General features: G+C 52.2%; 19 protein-coding genes, 1 other RNA gene and 1 pseudogene. 8 read left to right on the forward strand and 13 right to left on the reverse strand.

The annotated features are described in order from the left end of the window. Positions 1–356: 356 nt before the first annotated feature. From tomB to HV229_RS18740, 4 genes are all read left to right on the forward strand, one after another. Positions 357–731 (forward strand): Hha toxicity modulator TomB, encoded by a 375-nt coding sequence (gene tomB, locus HV229_RS18725; RefSeq protein ID WP_003021733.1) that lies wholly within the window; start codon positions 357–359, stop codon positions 729–731. Positions 732–758: 27 nt separating this feature from the next. Then, entirely contained in the window at positions 759–977 is a 219-nt protein-coding gene (locus HV229_RS18730) for an HHA domain-containing protein (protein ID WP_002892050.1), read from the forward strand. Positions 978–1,157: 180 nt separating this feature from the next. Further along, positions 1,158–1,709 (forward strand): maltose O-acetyltransferase, encoded by a 552-nt coding sequence (maa, locus tag HV229_RS18735; protein WP_181546137.1) that lies wholly within the window; start codon positions 1,158–1,160, stop codon positions 1,707–1,709. Between the two features lie 116 nt (positions 1,710–1,825). Next, complete coding sequence (locus HV229_RS18740) at positions 1,826–2,296, forward strand: YlaC family protein (RefSeq protein WP_016152071.1); 471 nt, start codon at positions 1,826–1,828, stop codon at positions 2,294–2,296. 78 nt (positions 2,297–2,374) lie between these two features. Here HV229_RS18740 and ykgO read toward each other — a convergent pair whose 3' ends face one another. Further along, on the reverse strand, positions 2,375–2,515 hold the full coding sequence (gene ykgO / locus HV229_RS18745) for a type B 50S ribosomal protein L36 (protein WP_005125190.1): 141 nt from the start codon (positions 2,513–2,515) through the stop codon (positions 2,375–2,377). 1 nt (position 2,516) lies between these two features. Beyond that, entirely contained in the window at positions 2,517–2,777 is a 261-nt protein-coding gene (locus HV229_RS18750) for a type B 50S ribosomal protein L31 (protein WP_016152070.1), read from the reverse strand. Positions 2,778–2,965: 188 nt separating this feature from the next. Here HV229_RS18750 and HV229_RS18755 point away from each other — a divergent pair, with 188 nt between their 5' ends. Continuing rightward, positions 2,966–4,519 (forward strand): EAL domain-containing protein, encoded by a 1,554-nt coding sequence (locus tag HV229_RS18755; RefSeq protein WP_053388979.1) that lies wholly within the window; start codon positions 2,966–2,968, stop codon positions 4,517–4,519. Between the two features lie 51 nt (positions 4,520–4,570). Here the strand turns inward: HV229_RS18755 and HV229_RS18760 are convergent, their stop codons facing one another. Then, positions 4,571–4,924, reverse strand: coding sequence for a DUF1428 family protein (locus tag HV229_RS18760; protein ID WP_003831033.1), 354 nt, complete (start codon positions 4,922–4,924; stop codon positions 4,571–4,573). A gap of 64 nt (positions 4,925–4,988) precedes the next feature. Continuing rightward, positions 4,989–5,618 (reverse strand): membrane protein, encoded by a 630-nt coding sequence (locus HV229_RS18765; RefSeq protein WP_016155872.1) that lies wholly within the window; start codon positions 5,616–5,618, stop codon positions 4,989–4,991. Positions 5,619–5,705: 87 nt separating this feature from the next. On the opposite strand from HV229_RS18765, the gene HV229_RS18770 reads away from it, so the two are divergent. Next, positions 5,706–7,133, forward strand: coding sequence for a PLP-dependent aminotransferase family protein (locus HV229_RS18770; RefSeq protein ID WP_181546139.1), 1,428 nt, complete (start codon positions 5,706–5,708; stop codon positions 7,131–7,133). Between the two features lie 59 nt (positions 7,134–7,192). On the opposite strand, the gene HV229_RS18775 is transcribed toward HV229_RS18770, so the two are convergent. From HV229_RS18775 to ffs, 3 genes are all read right to left on the reverse strand, one after another. Continuing rightward, on the reverse strand, positions 7,193–7,411 hold the full coding sequence (locus HV229_RS18775; RefSeq protein WP_016152066.1) for a hypothetical protein: 219 nt from the start codon (positions 7,409–7,411) through the stop codon (positions 7,193–7,195). Further along, entirely contained in the window at positions 7,408–7,659 is a 252-nt protein-coding gene (locus HV229_RS18780; protein ID WP_016152065.1) for a hypothetical protein, read from the reverse strand. The genes HV229_RS18775 and HV229_RS18780 overlap by 4 nt, the downstream gene beginning before the upstream one ends. Before the next feature lie 197 nt (positions 7,660–7,856). Further along, positions 7,857–7,953, reverse strand: an RNA gene (ffs, locus tag HV229_RS18785) — signal recognition particle sRNA small type. A gap of 150 nt (positions 7,954–8,103) precedes the next feature. On the opposite strand from ffs, the pseudogene HV229_RS18790 reads away from it, so the two are divergent. Further along, a pseudogene (locus tag HV229_RS18790) lies at positions 8,104–8,427 on the forward strand (MGMT family protein); the annotation flags it as partial. A gap of 31 nt (positions 8,428–8,458) precedes the next feature. Here HV229_RS18790 and HV229_RS18795 read toward each other — a convergent pair. Then, a complete protein-coding gene (locus HV229_RS18795; RefSeq protein ID WP_016152063.1) occupies positions 8,459–9,028 on the reverse strand; it encodes a YbaY family lipoprotein in 570 nt (189 codons plus the stop codon). Positions 9,029–9,240: 212 nt separating this feature from the next. Between HV229_RS18795 and tesB the strand changes: the two genes are divergently transcribed. Next, positions 9,241–10,101 (forward strand): acyl-CoA thioesterase II, encoded by an 861-nt coding sequence (gene tesB, locus HV229_RS18800; RefSeq protein WP_016152062.1) that lies wholly within the window; start codon positions 9,241–9,243, stop codon positions 10,099–10,101. A gap of 49 nt (positions 10,102–10,150) precedes the next feature. On the opposite strand, the gene amtB is transcribed toward tesB, so the two are convergent. The 5 genes from amtB to decR all read right to left on the reverse strand — a co-directional run bounded on the left by amtB (position 10,151) and on the right by decR (position 16,110). Beyond that, a complete protein-coding gene (gene amtB, locus HV229_RS18805; protein ID WP_008783954.1) occupies positions 10,151–11,437 on the reverse strand; it encodes an ammonium transporter AmtB in 1,287 nt (428 codons plus the stop codon). Positions 11,438–11,468: 31 nt separating this feature from the next. Further along, positions 11,469–11,807 (reverse strand): P-II family nitrogen regulator, encoded by a 339-nt coding sequence (gene glnK / locus HV229_RS18810; RefSeq protein ID WP_003021657.1) that lies wholly within the window; start codon positions 11,805–11,807, stop codon positions 11,469–11,471. A 256-nt stretch (positions 11,808–12,063) separates the two neighbouring features. Further along, positions 12,064–13,842: a SmdB family multidrug efflux ABC transporter permease/ATP-binding protein gene (locus HV229_RS18815; protein WP_049042316.1), complete on the reverse strand. Its 1,779-nt coding sequence runs from the start codon at positions 13,840–13,842 to the stop codon at positions 12,064–12,066. Continuing rightward, positions 13,835–15,607 carry a SmdA family multidrug ABC transporter permease/ATP-binding protein gene (locus HV229_RS18820; RefSeq protein ID WP_019076169.1) on the reverse strand — a complete coding sequence of 591 codons (1,773 nt, stop codon included), beginning with the start codon at positions 15,605–15,607 and terminating at the stop codon, positions 13,835–13,837. The genes HV229_RS18815 and HV229_RS18820 overlap by 8 nt, the downstream gene beginning before the upstream one ends. Positions 15,608–15,651: 44 nt before the next feature. Then, positions 15,652–16,110, reverse strand: a complete 459-nt coding sequence (gene decR / locus HV229_RS18825) for a DNA-binding transcriptional regulator DecR (protein ID WP_016152059.1) — start codon at positions 16,108–16,110, stop codon at positions 15,652–15,654. Positions 16,111–16,171: the final 61 nt, after the last annotated feature.

Below are 16,171 nucleotides of genomic sequence, written 5' to 3' on the forward strand. Positions count from 1 at the left end.
TTAAAAATCATTGAGAGTTCTTATTTACTTTAATAAATATTAAGATTATTCCTGGTAAGCGGTTCACATTGTCGATTGTTACCTTTCGTTGCTAAACCTAATCAAGATAACTCGATGATTGCCCGAAGAATAAAGAAATTGTCCGATTCCGAATAACCGCATTTATCTGTTAAAATGTAAAAATGACCTGACATCATAAGTTTGCATAATTGTAATTTTTCGTGATATGACGATGAAATCTTTTTTAGACTAGATTATAGTTAAATCATCAGGAGTCGCGGGCAAGTTCCAGGTAGTCTGTTGTATCCATCCCGAAGGTGTTCGGTTAGTTTAAGCCACGAAGAAGGGGATGCGTTATGGATGAATACTCACCCAAAAGACATGATATCGCGCAGCTTAAATTTCTCTGCGAAACCCTGTATCATGACTGTCTTGCAAACCTTGAACAAAGTAACCATGGCTGGGTTAATGACCCTACCTCTGCCACCAGCTTGCAGCTCAATGAACTGATAGAGCATATTGCAACCTTCGCACTTAATTATAAAATTAAGTACAATGAGGACAATAAGCTGATCGCGCAGATAGATGAATACCTGGATGACACTTTTATGTTGTTCAGCAGTTATGGTATTAATACGCAGGATCTGCAGAAATGGCGGAAGTCAGGTAATCGACTGTTTCGCTGTTTTGTCAATGCCACCAGGGCTAATCCTGTTAGTTTGTCTTGTTAAAAATTATTACAATCATAGGTAAGATTTATGTCCGATAAACCATTAACTAAAACTGATTATTTGATGCGCCTGCGACGTTGTCAGACAATTGACACACTTGAGCGCGTTATTGAAAAAAATAAATATGAATTGTCCGACAACGAACTGGCTGTATTTTACTCAGCAGCAGATCACCGCCTTGCTGAATTGACCATGAATAAGCTCTACGACAAGATTCCAACTTCTGTTTGGAAATTCATTCGCTAATTGCTCACGGGTTAAGTCAGGTATAGCGGTACATTTGTCTGGCTGACCATTTTCGTATTTACAATGGTTATTTAAATCAAATCACGTGACTACGATCACAGCGAAGAAGTGGGAACGTTCCCCTTGTTTGCATTGCGTTTTACTGTGTTGAAATGACCTCCAGTACACAGGAAATTCGTAATGAGTAATGAAAAGCAAAAAATGATCGCCGGTGAACTTTATCGCCCGGCGGATGAAACATTGCGCCACGACCGACTACGCGCTCGTCAGTTGACCCATCGCTACAATCTCACCGCTCCCGATGAAAAAAATGCGCGACAAGCTATCCTGCATGAGCTGTTGGGCCAGAGCGAAGGGGCTTACATTGAACCCTCTTTTCGTTGTGATTACGGCTATAACATTTATCTCGGTAAAGAATTTTACGCCAACTTCGACTGCGTTATGCTCGACGTCTGCCCGATCCATATTGGCGACAACTGCATGTTAGCCCCAGGAGTCCATATTTATACCGCCACCCACCCGCTGGATGCCACCGAGCGAAACAGTGGCATGGAGCTCGGCAAACCCGTGACTATTGGCAACAACGTCTGGATAGGTGGACGCGCAGTGATAACCCCTGGCGTAACGTTGGGTGATAACGTGGTTGTGGCCTCAGGCGCGGTGGTCACGAAAAGCGTTCCGGCAAACTGCGTGGTTGGGGGCAATCCCGCCAGGATTATCAAAACGCTGTGATCTTAAATGTAACTGTTATGCTAAATTGTGGTTAATCTGTTACTTTCTTCAAAAGGTATCCCCTTTTAAAATAGGGCGATCGCATCTGAATATCGCAGACACTACAAAGGCAAGAGATGACAGAAATACAGCGCCTGCTTACCGAAACCATCGACGACTTAAATATTCGCGAAAAGCGCGACAACAAACCGCGCTTTAGCATCAGCTTTATTCGCAAACATCCCGGCCTGTTCATCGGCATGTATGTTGCGTGGTTTGCCACGCTGGCGGTGATGCTGCAGTCAGAAACGTTAGTCGATTCAGTATGGCTGCTGGTGGTTCTGTTCGTCATACTCAACGCGTTTTTCTTTTTCGACGTTGCGCCGCGATACCGCTTTGAAGATATCGACGTACTGGATTTCAGAGTTTGCTATAACGGGGAATGGTATAACACGCGCTTTGTCCCCCCTTCACTCATCGATACCATCCTGCACTCACCTTCCGTCGATAGCGAACATAAAGCGCAGTTGCAAAAGATGATATCGCGTAAGGGTGAACTCTCGTTTTACGATGTCTTTACGCTAACCCGTCCCCAGACCAGCCAGTAACGACATCTCAACACAGATAAAAAAAGTGCGTCCCGATGAAGGAAACGCACTTTAATCCCTGAAATGTTGGTAAAGAAACTAACGTCTTTTTTTACGACCCTGAACAGCTTTAAAGCGCGGATTCGTTTTGCAGATTACGTACAAACGTCCTTTGCGTTTCACTATCTGGCAGTCAGGATGACGCTGTTTTGCACTACGAAGTGAATTGAGTACCTGCATCTTAACCTCGCTTAGTGCCAATAAAATGACCAAAACGTTTCTGGAAACGTGCTGCACTGCCTTCGTTATCAAAGGTTTTTTGTTTCCCGGTATAGTACGGATGCGATTTGGAAGAGATATCCAGGGTCACGTACGGGTACATTTTCCCCTCAAACTCAATCTCACGTTCCGTTTTAATGGTCGAGCCGACCTTAAAAAATTCATTGGCGCTGGTATCGTGAAACACCACAGTACGGTAAAAAGGATGAATATCCGGCTTCATGGCAACCTCGATTTGTTACGTTATAACATAACCATCAAAATACACCACTCTTGTATAAATCACAACCTGGTTTACGCGATTAAGAGTTAAACGGGATGATAAGTGGCCGTAAATATATGATGCCAATCGAATAGCTTTTTCGGCTTTCGGATATACTTTCCCTACGCTGTGTTAATAAGGATATCACTGTGATAACACGACATCTGATAAGCCTGGTGACTGGGGTGCTGTTTCTTTCCATCCTCGCGCCCGTAGGTTTAAGCCTGTGGCTGGCGCATCGTCAGGTCGAAACGAAATTTATCGATGAACTCGATATGTTCTCAACCCGAGTCGCATTACGTACGGAACGCGTAGGTGAACAGGCCAAAAAAGCGTTGCGCCATATTGAAGCTTTTCAGGGTGAACCTTGTAGTGAAGAGCATCTGCTTGAAATGCGTCGTTTGTCATATAGCTATCGCTATATTCAGGAAGTGCTGTACCTCAAAGATAACGTTCCACAATGCTCATCCCTGGAAAAAAGAAGCCGGGCAGCCGCGTTTCCTCCAGCAATGAAAATCACGCCCGATGGCTACCACGCATGGTTGACCATGCAAAACGATTTGGGCATCAAGCGTTTTATGGCAGCATTAGGTAGCAAGCATTACGTCGTGATGATCGATCCCGGTTCTTTTATTGATGTCATCCCGTTTGGCTCATGGCCGATTGAAGTCGCTATCCTTGGTACCGCGCGTAACACGGTGGTAGCCAGTAGCACCGATCTGCCACCGGATGTTTTACAACATATGCAACTAGAGCATTCGATTACCCATCTGCAGAAAGACGGCAGTATTTATAACGCCCGCCCCTTCCCCGAACTGGGCATTACGGTTGTAACCTGGGCATCCACTGTACCTTTGCAAAAGAGCTGGCACCGACAAGCGCTAATCTGGTTACCGGCAGGGATCCTCCTCGGCTTACTCACCGCAGCCTTTATTCTGCGTATTTTGCGCCGTTTACAGTCCCCTCATCACCAGTTGCAGAACGCTATCCAGCATCGGGATATCAAGGTCTACTACCAGCCGATTATCTCGCTCAAAACGGGGAAAGTGGTCGGGGCAGAGGCGCTGGCTCGCTGGCCACAGGCCGACGGGAGCTATCTGTCGCCTGAGATTTTCGTCGCACTGGCGCAAGAGACCGGGCTTTCAGAGCCGCTCACCCGTTTGATTATTGAAAGCGTATTTGACGATTTAGGAAAATGGTTGCGTCAATATCCCCACCAGCATATATCCATTAACCTTGAATCAGCCGATCTGACCTCCGAAACGCTTCCTGCTCTGTTAAGCCAGAAGGTGAACCACTGGCAACTTAAGCCTGCGCAAATCGCGCTGGAACTGACCGAACGCGAATTTGCCGACCCAAAAAACAGCGCGCCGTTTATTGCTAAATACCGACAGGCGGGCCATTCGATCTATATTGATGATTTTGGTACCGGCTATTCAAGTCTTAGCTATTTGCAGGATCTGGATGTGGATATCCTGAAGATCGACAAATCGTTCGTCGATGCGCTGGAGTACAACAACGTCACGCCGCATATCATCGAGATCGCGAAAACGCTGAAGCTGGAGATGGTGGCAGAAGGTATTGAAACCGAGAATCAGGAAGCCTGGCTACGCCAGCACGGCGTGCAGTACGGTCAGGGCTGGCTCTACAGTAAAGCGCTGCCGAAAGCGGAATTTATTCTGTGGGCAGAAAAACGGCTTTAGCATGGCTGTTGATGTTGAGATGGCTGGCGGCACGCCGCACAGCCAGTCACATCACTCTTCCATAATGGGCGCAAATCCACCGTAGATCATTCGCTTGCCATCAAATGGCATAGATTCACCGAATTCCTTCATACGGGGATCGGACATCATCTTCTGATTCGCCGCATCGCGGACCTCTTTGGAAGGGTATTCAATCCAGCTGAATACCACTTCTTCATGATCCTGCGCTTTCACAGCCATGCGAAAATCGGTCAGTTTGCCGTCGGGGACATCATCTGCCCAGCACTCCACCACGCGCAATGCACCGAACTCCTTGAAAAGCGGAGCTGCTTTTGCCGCCATCGCAATGTACGCCTCCTTGTTTTCAGCGGGTACGGCAACCACAAAGCCATCAACATACTTCATGAGAAAAACCTCCGAAGTGTACTGCGCGACAAGCCGATTCCGGCCGCGTCAGTCGAGGTTAAGTTTAGTCGCCAGCAGGCGATCGTGCCCCAGGCGCATTCCTGATACGAATACGCGCCTGCGGCTGATGGCAAAACCATGGCAGGCAAATTTGAATCAGCGGCCCAATAGCCAGTGCATACAGCACCGTTCCAAACCCAACGGTTCCCCCCAACAGCCAACCAATAAGCAACACGGACACTTCGATTGCGGTTCGAATTCGTCGTACTGGCCAGCCGGTACGCGCGTGAATTCCAGTCATCAGACCGTCACGTGGGCCCGCGCCAAAACCGGCACCAATGTACAGAGCGGTTGCTAACGCATTCAGTATCACCGCTGACACCAGCAGCCCGCTGCGCGCCAGGAGGGATTCAAATCCCGGAATCACCAGCAGCGCGACATCTGCCGCCAGCCCAATCATAATCACGTTGCTCAACGTGCCAAACCCTGGGCGCTGGCGTAGCGGTATCCACGCCAGAAGCACCAACACACCCACGGCAATAATCACCACGCCGATATTCATCGACAGTAAATTTGCCACCCCCAGGTGAAACACGTTCCACGGATCGGCCCCTAAATCGGCACGGACAAACATCGCCGTCGACACACCGTACAGCGTCAGCCCAATAAACAGCTGAAGTAAACGACGCAGCATGTTCTTCCCCTCTTACTCTCAGATAACTTTCATCTTCACCGCAATTGGCACTATGATTAATGTCCAGTTTTCAAAAAGTGGACTGCTATGTCATCTCGCCGTTACGGAAGCCAGTCTTTGCAACGCCTGCTCGGACACTGGCAGGAAAGTCCCTCGCGAACGCCCATCTGGCGACAGTTGGCAGAAGCGTTACGTTTGCTGATCCTCGATGGACGACTGGCGCTGGATAGCCGCTTGCCCGGTGAGCGCGAGCTCGCTGCCGTTCTGCAAGTCAGCCGAACCACCGTCGCCAGCGCCATGGCACAACTGCGTGAGGAGGGATATCTGGAAAGCCGACATGGTAGCGGTTCACGGGTGATCCTGCCGGAGCACATTCGCCATGTGCCAACGCGGACCAGCACTGGAACAGCGCTTGATTTGTCCACGGCAGCGCTGAGTGCCGGTCCTGAAATTCATCAGGCTTACCAGCAGGCACTGTTCGCAATGCCGCAGCATCTGCTGAGCTCCGGGTATCTACCGCAGGGACTGTCGGTTTTGCGTGAATCCATCGCCCGGCATTATTGCGAACGCGGACTCCCGACGCAGCCCGACGAAATAATGGTCGTGAACGGCGCGGTTAGCGGTCTGGCACTGATCCTGCGTTTACTCACCGGCCCCGGCGATCGCGTAGTGGTAGATCACCCCACTTATCCGCTGGCCATTGCAGCAATACAAGGGGCGTCATGTCGCCCCGTCGGCGTGTCGCTGCCCGAGCACGGTTGGGATACGGCGGGTCTGGTCGCCACCATCGCGCAAACTGCACCGAGAATAGCCTATCTGATGCCGGATTTTCACAACCCGACCGGGCGCTGTATGGACACCGCTACTCGCCAGGTCGTGGCGGATATTGCTGAAAGAACCCGCACGACGTTGGTGGTCGATGAGACCATGGTGAACCTGTGGTATGACGCCCCACCGCCACCGCCGCTTGCCGCATTCAATCGCGATGCCCCAATCATCCTGCTCGGTTCAGCAGGGAAAAGCTTTTGGGGCGGATTACGTCTGGGCTGGATTCGGGCGTCGGCGCGTACCATTGCCGCGCTGGTCCAAACCCGCGACACCTTCGATTTGGGCTCCCCGGTGCTTGAACAACTCGCCACCAGTTGGCTGCTGGATAACGCCGAGGACTTTCTTCCTGACAGAAGACGCCGACTCACATCACAGCGAGACCTGTGCTCGCGCCTGATGAACTCACATTTTCCGGAATGGCAGTTTACCCAGCCACAAGGAGGACTCTCTTTCTGGGTTGAACTGCCTGATACGCTGGCGACGCTCTTTGCCACGCGCGCCGAAAGTGCAGGCATTCAGTTGGGAACCGGTACACGGTTCGGCCTTGATGGCGCATTCGACCGATTTTTGCGTATGCCCTTCACGTTGCCGGATGACACAGCGTGTGCCGCCTTCAGAGTGTTGCAACCCATTTGGGATAGCCTGCGCTTGCAGGCCAGCAGTGGGAAAATGCGTAAAATAATCTAAACGACGAGTTAAAGGACTCGCTCTTGAATGCCGTGATGGACGAGGAGGTCCTGGCAATACTACCGCTGAGGAGGAACCGGAAAACCCTTCAGGGAAATCACGAAATTCTCACCGTCTTTCTTAATTTTTGCCCCGGCATCACACCAGTCGGAGGCAATACGGAAGAACTCATCGCTGCCGACATTCCAGCTCAGACGAACATGTTTCACATAACCGGAGCGCAGCATTTCACAGGCTTCGCCATAATTACAGGCGGTTGAGAGCGATTGTTGTTTCATTTTTTCTTCTTCAGTAATCTTCGCAATGCTTTGATTTCTTTAGGAGTCAGTGCGTCAACTACGGATTCTTCCGTATGCTGGCTATCGATATCCTCAGCGGAGACTCCCACCTCTTCAATGGCGGAAAACGCGATTAGTAGCAGTTTTTCCGTGGCGATACTCAAATTTTCATTATGCACTTCAGCATAATGGCGAAGCTTTTCTTTTAGCGCCTCATCAACTTTGACATTCAATACAGCGGTCGACATCGTAGAAAATCCTTGTGGTCAGCCACAACACACCGGATGTAAGACCATGTCATTACAGCGCAATGGCGGCGGCAAAAGCTCAAATAACATCCCCAAAATACAGTGACAGTATTTGATGACAATAAAATGACGATACGATGACAAAGAAAAGAAGATAAACAGAAGAGAAATTGCCGGACGGCAGAATTGGGTGGGGGCCCTGCCAGCTACATCCCGGCACACACGTCATCTGCCTTGGCTGCTTCCTTCCGGACCTGACCTGGTAAACAGAGTAGTGTTGCGGGAGAACCAACAGAGCCCCCATTGAGAGCGTTGTTAACCAACGCGCAGGCGCATTATCACTGCTGCACCCTGTAATTGCAACCCATCCAGCATCGGATGCTGTTTTCTTGTGCAATGCGGCTTCACTCCTTCGCCATTCGGCATTATGCTGGAGGATTAGCGCAGGAATAAATGATGGATATACAAGACACTTTCCCCCAACGCGTCTGGCAAATCGTCGCTTCAATCCCCGAAGGTTTCGTCACCACGTATGGCGATGTTGCCCGGCTTGCGGGATCGCCGCGCGCTGCGCGTCAGGTAGGCGGCGTGCTTAAGCGTCTCCCCGAAGGCAGCGCCCTGCCCTGGCATCGGGTGGTCAATCGCCATGGGGCCATTTCGCTGACAGGTCCCGACCTGCAACGACAACGTCAGGCGTTGCTGGCAGAAGGAATAGTGGTTTCAGGAAGCGGACAGATCGATTTACAGCGCTATCGCTGGGTGTACTAACCCTCTCCAGGCGGAGAGGGTTACAACGACCTTAGTACTGCGTGGGAGCCGGAACCGCAGATGACGGATTCACCTGGGTTGGTGACGTTGACGGAACCGTGGTAGTAGCCCCACCGCTCGCCTGAACCGGTACTGCTGTTTGCTGTACAGGGACCAGCGTCAGGTCAGCTTTAGTCCCACCCTGATTGATGACCGTCTGAACGGTATCAGTAATAAAGACCAGTTTATCATTTACCGTAATAGCCGCACTCAGCAGAATACGGGCGTTAGGTTGAATATCTGCCGGGTTAAACGGTAATACAAAGCTGAATGGCGCTTGTTTACCTTCAGTACGAACCGCTTTTTGCGACAGCACTTTTGACGGCGCATCGGCCAGTGAAGCATCTGACAGCGTAACGGTTAGTACCGCATCGGGTGGCAAGGCCACTTTCTGACGGATCCATACTGTACCGGAGACATTTGGCTGCTGAATTTTAGACTGTGTGTCAGAAATTGACGTATTAGGGCTTGGCGCAGGTGTCTGAATATCAGCGCTTTTATCGGCACAGGCCGCCAGAGCGACTGCAACCGCTAAACCACTTACCATGTGCACGAGTTTCATTAAATTCTCCTTATCATCTATGCACCAGCGAGAACTTTCCTCGCCAGAAGAGTGGTTAACAAAAACATAACGTGACTAAGTGTGGCACAAGACAGCTATTTTTGCCTGTAATAGGCCAGTAATTCAGACAATTGCACCCATCGGACCACTTTTAAAATTGAGTTATACTCTGCCTACCTCGCTGCGACATCGATATCACCTGGAGAGCACGTATGAGTCTGGCACTGAAAAATTTGCTGACATTGTTAAATCTGGAAAAAATTGAAGAAGGACTCTTTCGGGGCCAAAGTGAAGACTTAGGGTTACGTCAGGTTTTTGGGGGACAGGTTGTCGGTCAGGCGCTATATGCCGCAAAAGAAACCGTACCGGAAGAGCGTCTGGTACACTCTTTTCACAGCTACTTTTTACGCCCCGGCGATAGCCAAAAGCCCATCATCTATGATGTGGAAGTCCTGCGTGATGGTAACAGCTTCAGCGCGCGCCGCGTTGCCGCGATCCAGAATGGTAAACCCATTTTTTACATGACTGCCTCTTTTCAGGCACCGGAAGACGGATTTGAACATCAGAAAACCATGCCGGATGCGCCGGGTCCCGATGAGCTGAAATCAGAAACGGAAATTGCCCGCTCAGTGGCGCATTTGCTGCCGCCGCTGTTGAAAGAAAAATTTATCAACGATCGTCCGTTGGAAGTACGCCCTGTCGAGTTTCATAACCCCCTCAAAGGTCACGTCGCACCTCCGACGCGCCAGGTGTGGATTCGCGCTAACGGCGTGCTGCAGGACGATCTGCGCGTCCATCAGTATCTGCTGGGTTATGCCTCAGACCTGAACTTCCTGCCTGTTGCGCTGCAACCGTACGGGATTGGCTTCCTGGAAAAAGGGATTCAGATCGCCACCATTGACCATTCCATGTGGTTCCACCGTCCGTTTAATATCAATGAATGGCTGCTGTATAACGTCGAGAGTACTTCGGCATCCGGTGCCCGGGGCTTTGTACGCGGAGAGTTTTATACCCAGGATGGCGTGCTGGTCGCTTCTACCGTACAGGAAGGGGTAATGCGTAATCGCAATTGAGAATTACCGGATGGTGGCGCAAAAGCGTTGCCATCCGGCAAATTGAGAATCAGGCGTTGTAAGCGTTCTCGCCGTGACTGTTTACATCCAGACCTTCGCGCTCCTGCTCTTCCGGTACGCGCAAACCAACCGTCATATCCGCCAGCTTATAGCCAATGAAAGCCACCACGCCAGACCAGACGATGGTGATCGCCACGCTTTCCAGTTGCACCAGCAGCTGATGCCCCATGGTCACGCCCTCGGCAAAGCCCACGCCTCCCAAAGAGCTGGCAGCGAAAACTCCGGTCAGGATACAGCCGACAATACCGCACACACCGTGAACGCCAAACACGTCACACGGATCGTCCACACGCAGAAAACGCTTCAGCATGGTCACGCCCCACAGGCCTGCCAGACCCGCAACGACACCGATAATCAGCGCGCCGCCGACACCGATATAGCCACATGCAGGTGTTACGCCCACCAGACCCGCAATGGCACCAGAGCAGGCGCCCAGCAAAGACGGTTTACCACGCAGCGCCCATTCACCGAAGATCCATCCGAGGATGGCTGCAGCGGTGGCGACCACGGTATTGACGAAGGCCAGTGCGGCGATTTCATTTGCCGTACCCGCTGAACCAGCGTTAAAGCCAAACCAACCAATGTAGAGAATAGCGGTACCGGTGAAAACCATCGGCAGGTTATGCGGTTTAAAAGCTTCTTTGCCAAAACCGACACGTTTGCCAATCAGATACGCGCCTACCAGACCGGCAATCGCCGCGTTGATGTGCACAACCGTTCCGCCGGCAAAATCCAGCGCGCCGTGGGAAGCCAGCAAGCCGCCGCCCCAGACCATATGCGCAATGGGGATGTACGACAGCGTTAACCATACCACCACAAAAATCAGCACCGCGGAGAAGCGAATACGTTCAGCCAGCGCACCGACGATTAGCCCAACGGTGATGCAGGCGAACGAGCCCTGAAAAGCAACGTGAATGTACTGGTAGAAGCTCCCCGTTACCGCCGTCAGCGCAATATTCTTCAGCAATACCCAGTTGAAGTTGCCGAAGAAATTATTTCCTTCGCCAAAGGCCAGTGAGTAGCCATAAACCACCCATAAAATACAAACCAGAGCAAATGTCACCGTAACCTGAGTCAGCATCGACAGCACGTTCTTACCGCGAATCAAACCGCCGTAGAACAGCGCAATGCCAGGGATGGTCATAAACAGCACCAGCGCGGTACAGATCATCATAAAAGCGTTATCCGCTTTATCCGCAACCGCCGGTGCCGCCATCGCCAGTCCCGGCAGCAGCGCCAGTGAAGCAATACCTGTTTTCATCGTTGCTATCTTCATTTTTTGGTTTCCTATCACTGTGTGCCAGACGTTACAGTGCGGCTTCGTCGGCTTCGCCGGTACGAATACGAATCACACGTTGCAGCTCGGCGACGAAGATTTTGCCGTCGCCAATTTTTCCGGTGTATGCCGCCTTACTGATGACATCAATCACGCCATCCAGTTGGTCGTCGGCAATCGCCACATCAATCTTCACCTTCGGCAGAAAATTGACGCTATATTCAGCCCCACGGTACAGCTCAGCATGACCTTTCTGTCGGCCAAACCCCTTCACTTCGGTGACGGTCAGCCCCTGAATACCAATAGACGACAATGCTTCACGGACGTCTTCCAGTTTGAACGGTTTGATTACCACGGTAACCAGCTTCATAGATCCCCTCCAGTCAGAATTCAGTAGTGGCTGCAGATACACGAGAGGGATATTGCAAGGGATGTGCCAGAAATGAAAAAGGCGGGATGATTCAGGTTCTCAGGGTACTTCCGGGAGAGAAAAAGAAAAAACGCACTATAACGGTGCATAGTGCGTTACATTTTTGCACCAGATTGTTGATTGCCGGATGGCAGCGTAAACGCCTTACCCAGCCTACGAGACCGTGCTGGCCCCAGACCGGATAAGCGCCGCGCCATCAGGCGATAACAGAATCGTCTTGCGTACTGGCGGCTAACTCTTCACCCGCCAGCTGTAGCTGATACATCTGCCAGTAACGGCCGTGCGCCGCCAGTAATTGCTGGTGCGTACCACGCTCCACCGCCTGACCGCGATGCAGCACCAGAATGGTGTCCGCATCGACAATCGTCGATAACCGATGCGCAATCACCACCAGCGTGGTGTGTTCACGTACCGCCGCCAGAGCTTGCTGAATGGCCTGTTCAGTACCGGAGTCAATACTGGCCGTGGCTTCGTCGAGGATCAACACCTGTGGCGTTTCAACCAACACCCGCGCCAACGCCAGCAGCTGTTTTTGACCAACAGAGAGATTATTGCCCTGCTCGCCCAGCCGGGTATGAATCCCCTCGCTCAGACCTCGCGCCAGTTCTGCCAGTTGCACGGTCTCCAGCGCCTGCCATACCCGCTCTTCTGAGATATCGCGGCCCAGCGTGACGTTCGCCAGGAAGGTATCTGCCATCACCACCGGATCCTGCTGCACCATGGCGATGCCCTGACGTAACGCACCGTGGCTCAGTGAAGACAGCGGCCGTCCATCAAGGCGGATTTCCCCCTGCGTCAGCGGGTAGTAACCCATCAACAGACTGGCGAGCGTGCTTTTACCACTGCCGGTGTGTCCGACCAAAGCCACAAAGCTGCGCGAAGGCACGGACATACTGATATTTTGCAGCACCAGATTGTCGTCGCGATAGGCAAATGAAACGTTATCCACCTCAATGTCCCCGCTCTTTAGCGGTCGCTCATCTTCACCATAGCGCTGACGTGGCCCATCCATCAGTTCGAACACTCGCTCACCGGCGACAACCGCCTGCTGCAGCATTGATTGCTGAGTGGTCAACTCGATCAGCGGTTCGTTCAAACGGCCGAGGTAGCTGATAAACGCGTACAGCACGCCAACCTCGATCGAGCTGCCAGAGGTAAAACTGAACAGCATCAGCAATCCGCAGAGGATCAGCGCCGAGAAAAGGCTAAGCAGCGGGCGCAACAAAAAACCATCCAGTCGCAGGGTTTGCATACGCGCCATATAGTGCGAGCGGCTTGCTTCGCCCATTCTCTCGCCAAATCGCGCCTGCTGGCGGAACTGCTGGATAACACTCATGCCGTTGATGACTTCGTTAAAGCCATCGTTAATATCCGCCAGATAAGCGCGAACCCGGCGCACAATCGGGGTGCTGTAGCGTTGATAAATCACCATCACCACCAGCACGGCCGGGAAAATGGCCATCGCCACTAACGCCATACGCCACTCAAGGCTGAACATCGCTACCAGCATGGCGCCAATTAATGCCGCGCTGCGCAGGACTGTTGCTACCACTGTCACGTACAGGTCGCGAATAACTTCAGTGTCGTTGGTCACGCGGGAGATTAGCTGCCCGACGGGTTGAGTATCAAAGGCGCTGAGCGGCTGGCGCAGCGCAGCGTCCATTACGTCGGTGCGCAACTGTTGTACTACGCCAACTGCCGCCTGGTTAAACAACAATGACTGCGCGTAATGCAGACCAGCCGCCAGCAGTTGCAGACCGATATATGCCGCAACCAGCCCGGCGACCATCGCCAGCGGCAGATTATTCTTCGCCACCATGTTATCGATAAAATAGCTAATCAGCAGCGGACCGCTGACTTCCGCCGCAGCCGCCACCCAGAGCATGACTACCGCAATAGCCAGCTGTTTTCGCCATGGAGAGCCATACGCCAGCAATCTTTTTAGGGTCGGCCATAATTGCCCAAAACTACGCATTAGCCGCCTCCTCGTTTATCTCTGGTGCATCAGTCAGCGCCGCTTCCAGTTGCTGATAGCGGTACATATCGCGATACCAGCCAGGCTGCTGCACTAACGCATCATGCTCGCCGCGCTGGGCAATATGCCCATGCTGCATCACGATAATCTCACTGGCTTCCGTCAGGGCCGATAAACGGTGGGCGCTAATAATGACGGTTCTGCCTTCGCCCCACTGGCGCAGGTTATGCAGGATCTGATGCTCGGTACGACCATCTACCGCCGACAGCGCATCATCCAGAATCAGGATTTCAGCGTTCAGGAGTAGCGCTCGAGCGATAGAAATACGCTGTTTTTGCCCACCAGACAACATCACCCCACGTTCGCCCACTTCGGTGTCGTAGCCCTGCGGAAGACGTAAAATATCCTCATGAACGCTGGCAAGGCGTGCCACATACTCGATATCTTCCTGCGTGGCCTGAGGGCGTCCTAACGCGATGTTATTGCCAACGGTATCCGAAAACAGGAATGGCGTCTGGCTGACAACTGCCAGCCGGCTGCGCCAGCTATCCAGTTGTAATCGCGTTAAGGGGATATCATGAAAGCGCACATCGCCGTGGGTGATATCAAAATGACGCTGAATCAGCGACAGCACCGTACTTTTCCCCGCGCCGGTAGGCCCACAAATGCCCAACATCTGCCCAGGTTTAAGCTGGAAGTTCACATTTTCCAGCGCCGGGTGTGCCGTTTGCGGGTAGCAAAATTCACGAATCGCTACCGCCAGCTCCCCACGCCCTTCCGGTACCGGTTCAGTGCCGTCATCCACCACCGGCGCTTCAGACAGCATGGCGCGAATACGGCTATACGCCGCGCTGCCACGTTCGACGATGTTAAACATCCATGCCAGCGCCAGCATCGGCCAAATCATCAAACCGAGATACATCATAAAGCTGGTGAGCTGGCCGAGCGTCAGCGAGCCGTGCACCACCATCCAGCTTCCCCCAGCAATCGCCAGTAGGTTAGCCATGCCAATGGCGATATAAATCGTGGGATCAAAGCGGGCGTCAATGCGCGCCACGCGCAGGTTTTTCTTACCGGTATCTTCGGCATCGGCGGCAAATAATGCCGATTGCCGATCCTCCAGACCGAAGGCCTTGATCATGCGAATACTGGTCAGGCTTTCCTGAGTACGGTCGTTGAGACTGGAAAACGCCGCCTGCGCCAGCTTAAAGCGGTTATGGAGTCGATCGCCGTAACGTTTGATCATCAACGCCATCACCGGCATCGGCAGCAGCGCAATTAACGTCAGCTGCCAGCTTATCTGCGTTGACATCACGATCAGCACCGCACATCCCATTACCAGCGAATCTACCAGCGTCAGCACGCCTTCTCCGGCGGCAAATACGACCCGATCAACATCGTTGGTCGCACGCGCCATCAGATCGCCCGTGCGGTGACGCAGATAAAATTCTGGATGCTGGCGACTCAACTGACGGTAATAATCTTCCCGCAGCTCAACCGCCAGTTGGTAGGATGCGCCAAACAGCAGCACGCGCCAGACATAGCGCAGCAAATAAACCACCACTGCAATCAGGGCAATTGTTCCCACCCACATCAGCAGCCACTCGGTGGTGAAGCGTTGAGTCGTCACGCCATCCACAATGATCCCGACCACTTTCGGCGGAATAAGCTGAAGGATAGCGATGATGATAAGCAGGGCCACCGCCCCGAGGTAGCGACGCCACTCCCGGCGGAAGTACCAGCTTAATTGAGCAAATAATCGCACGCGTTATGTCCTGACAAGATTTCCGGCAATAAGCGCCGGGAGAGTTATTCAATAGGGAGCGCAGTTGTGTATTTAATCTGTTCCATCGCAAAGCTGGAGGTGACGTCAGACAGGCCCGGTACGCTGTTCACCAGGCGCTTATAAAATTCATCGTAGCTTTTCATATCGGCGACCTGCACTCGCATCAGGTAATCATATTCCCCTGCCATACGCCAGAACCCCAGAACCTCCGGCATACCGGTGACTTCGGTGACAAAGCGGCAATACCATTCACTGCTGTGATGCTGAGTCTTAATCAGCACAAACGCGGTCAGCCCCAGCCCCAGTTTTTCTGGATCTAACAGGGCGACTCTACCCAGCAGGATACCGTCATCCTCAAGCCGTTTGAGGCGTTTCCAGCAGGGGGTGGTAGTCAGATTAACGGCATCTGCTAACGCCTGCAAAGAAAGGGTGCAGTCCTGTTGCAGTAAGCTAAGCAGCTTACGGTCAATTTTGTCTAACATATCCACTCCACAGAGAAGAATTTTCTCCTTACATTCTATTTTAAAGGCTAAATGGCAACAA

Source organism: Citrobacter sp. RHBSTW-00524 (assembly GCF_013747755.1).
In the GTDB taxonomy this organism is placed as follows: Bacteria; Pseudomonadota; Gammaproteobacteria; order Enterobacterales; family Enterobacteriaceae; genus Citrobacter; species Citrobacter braakii.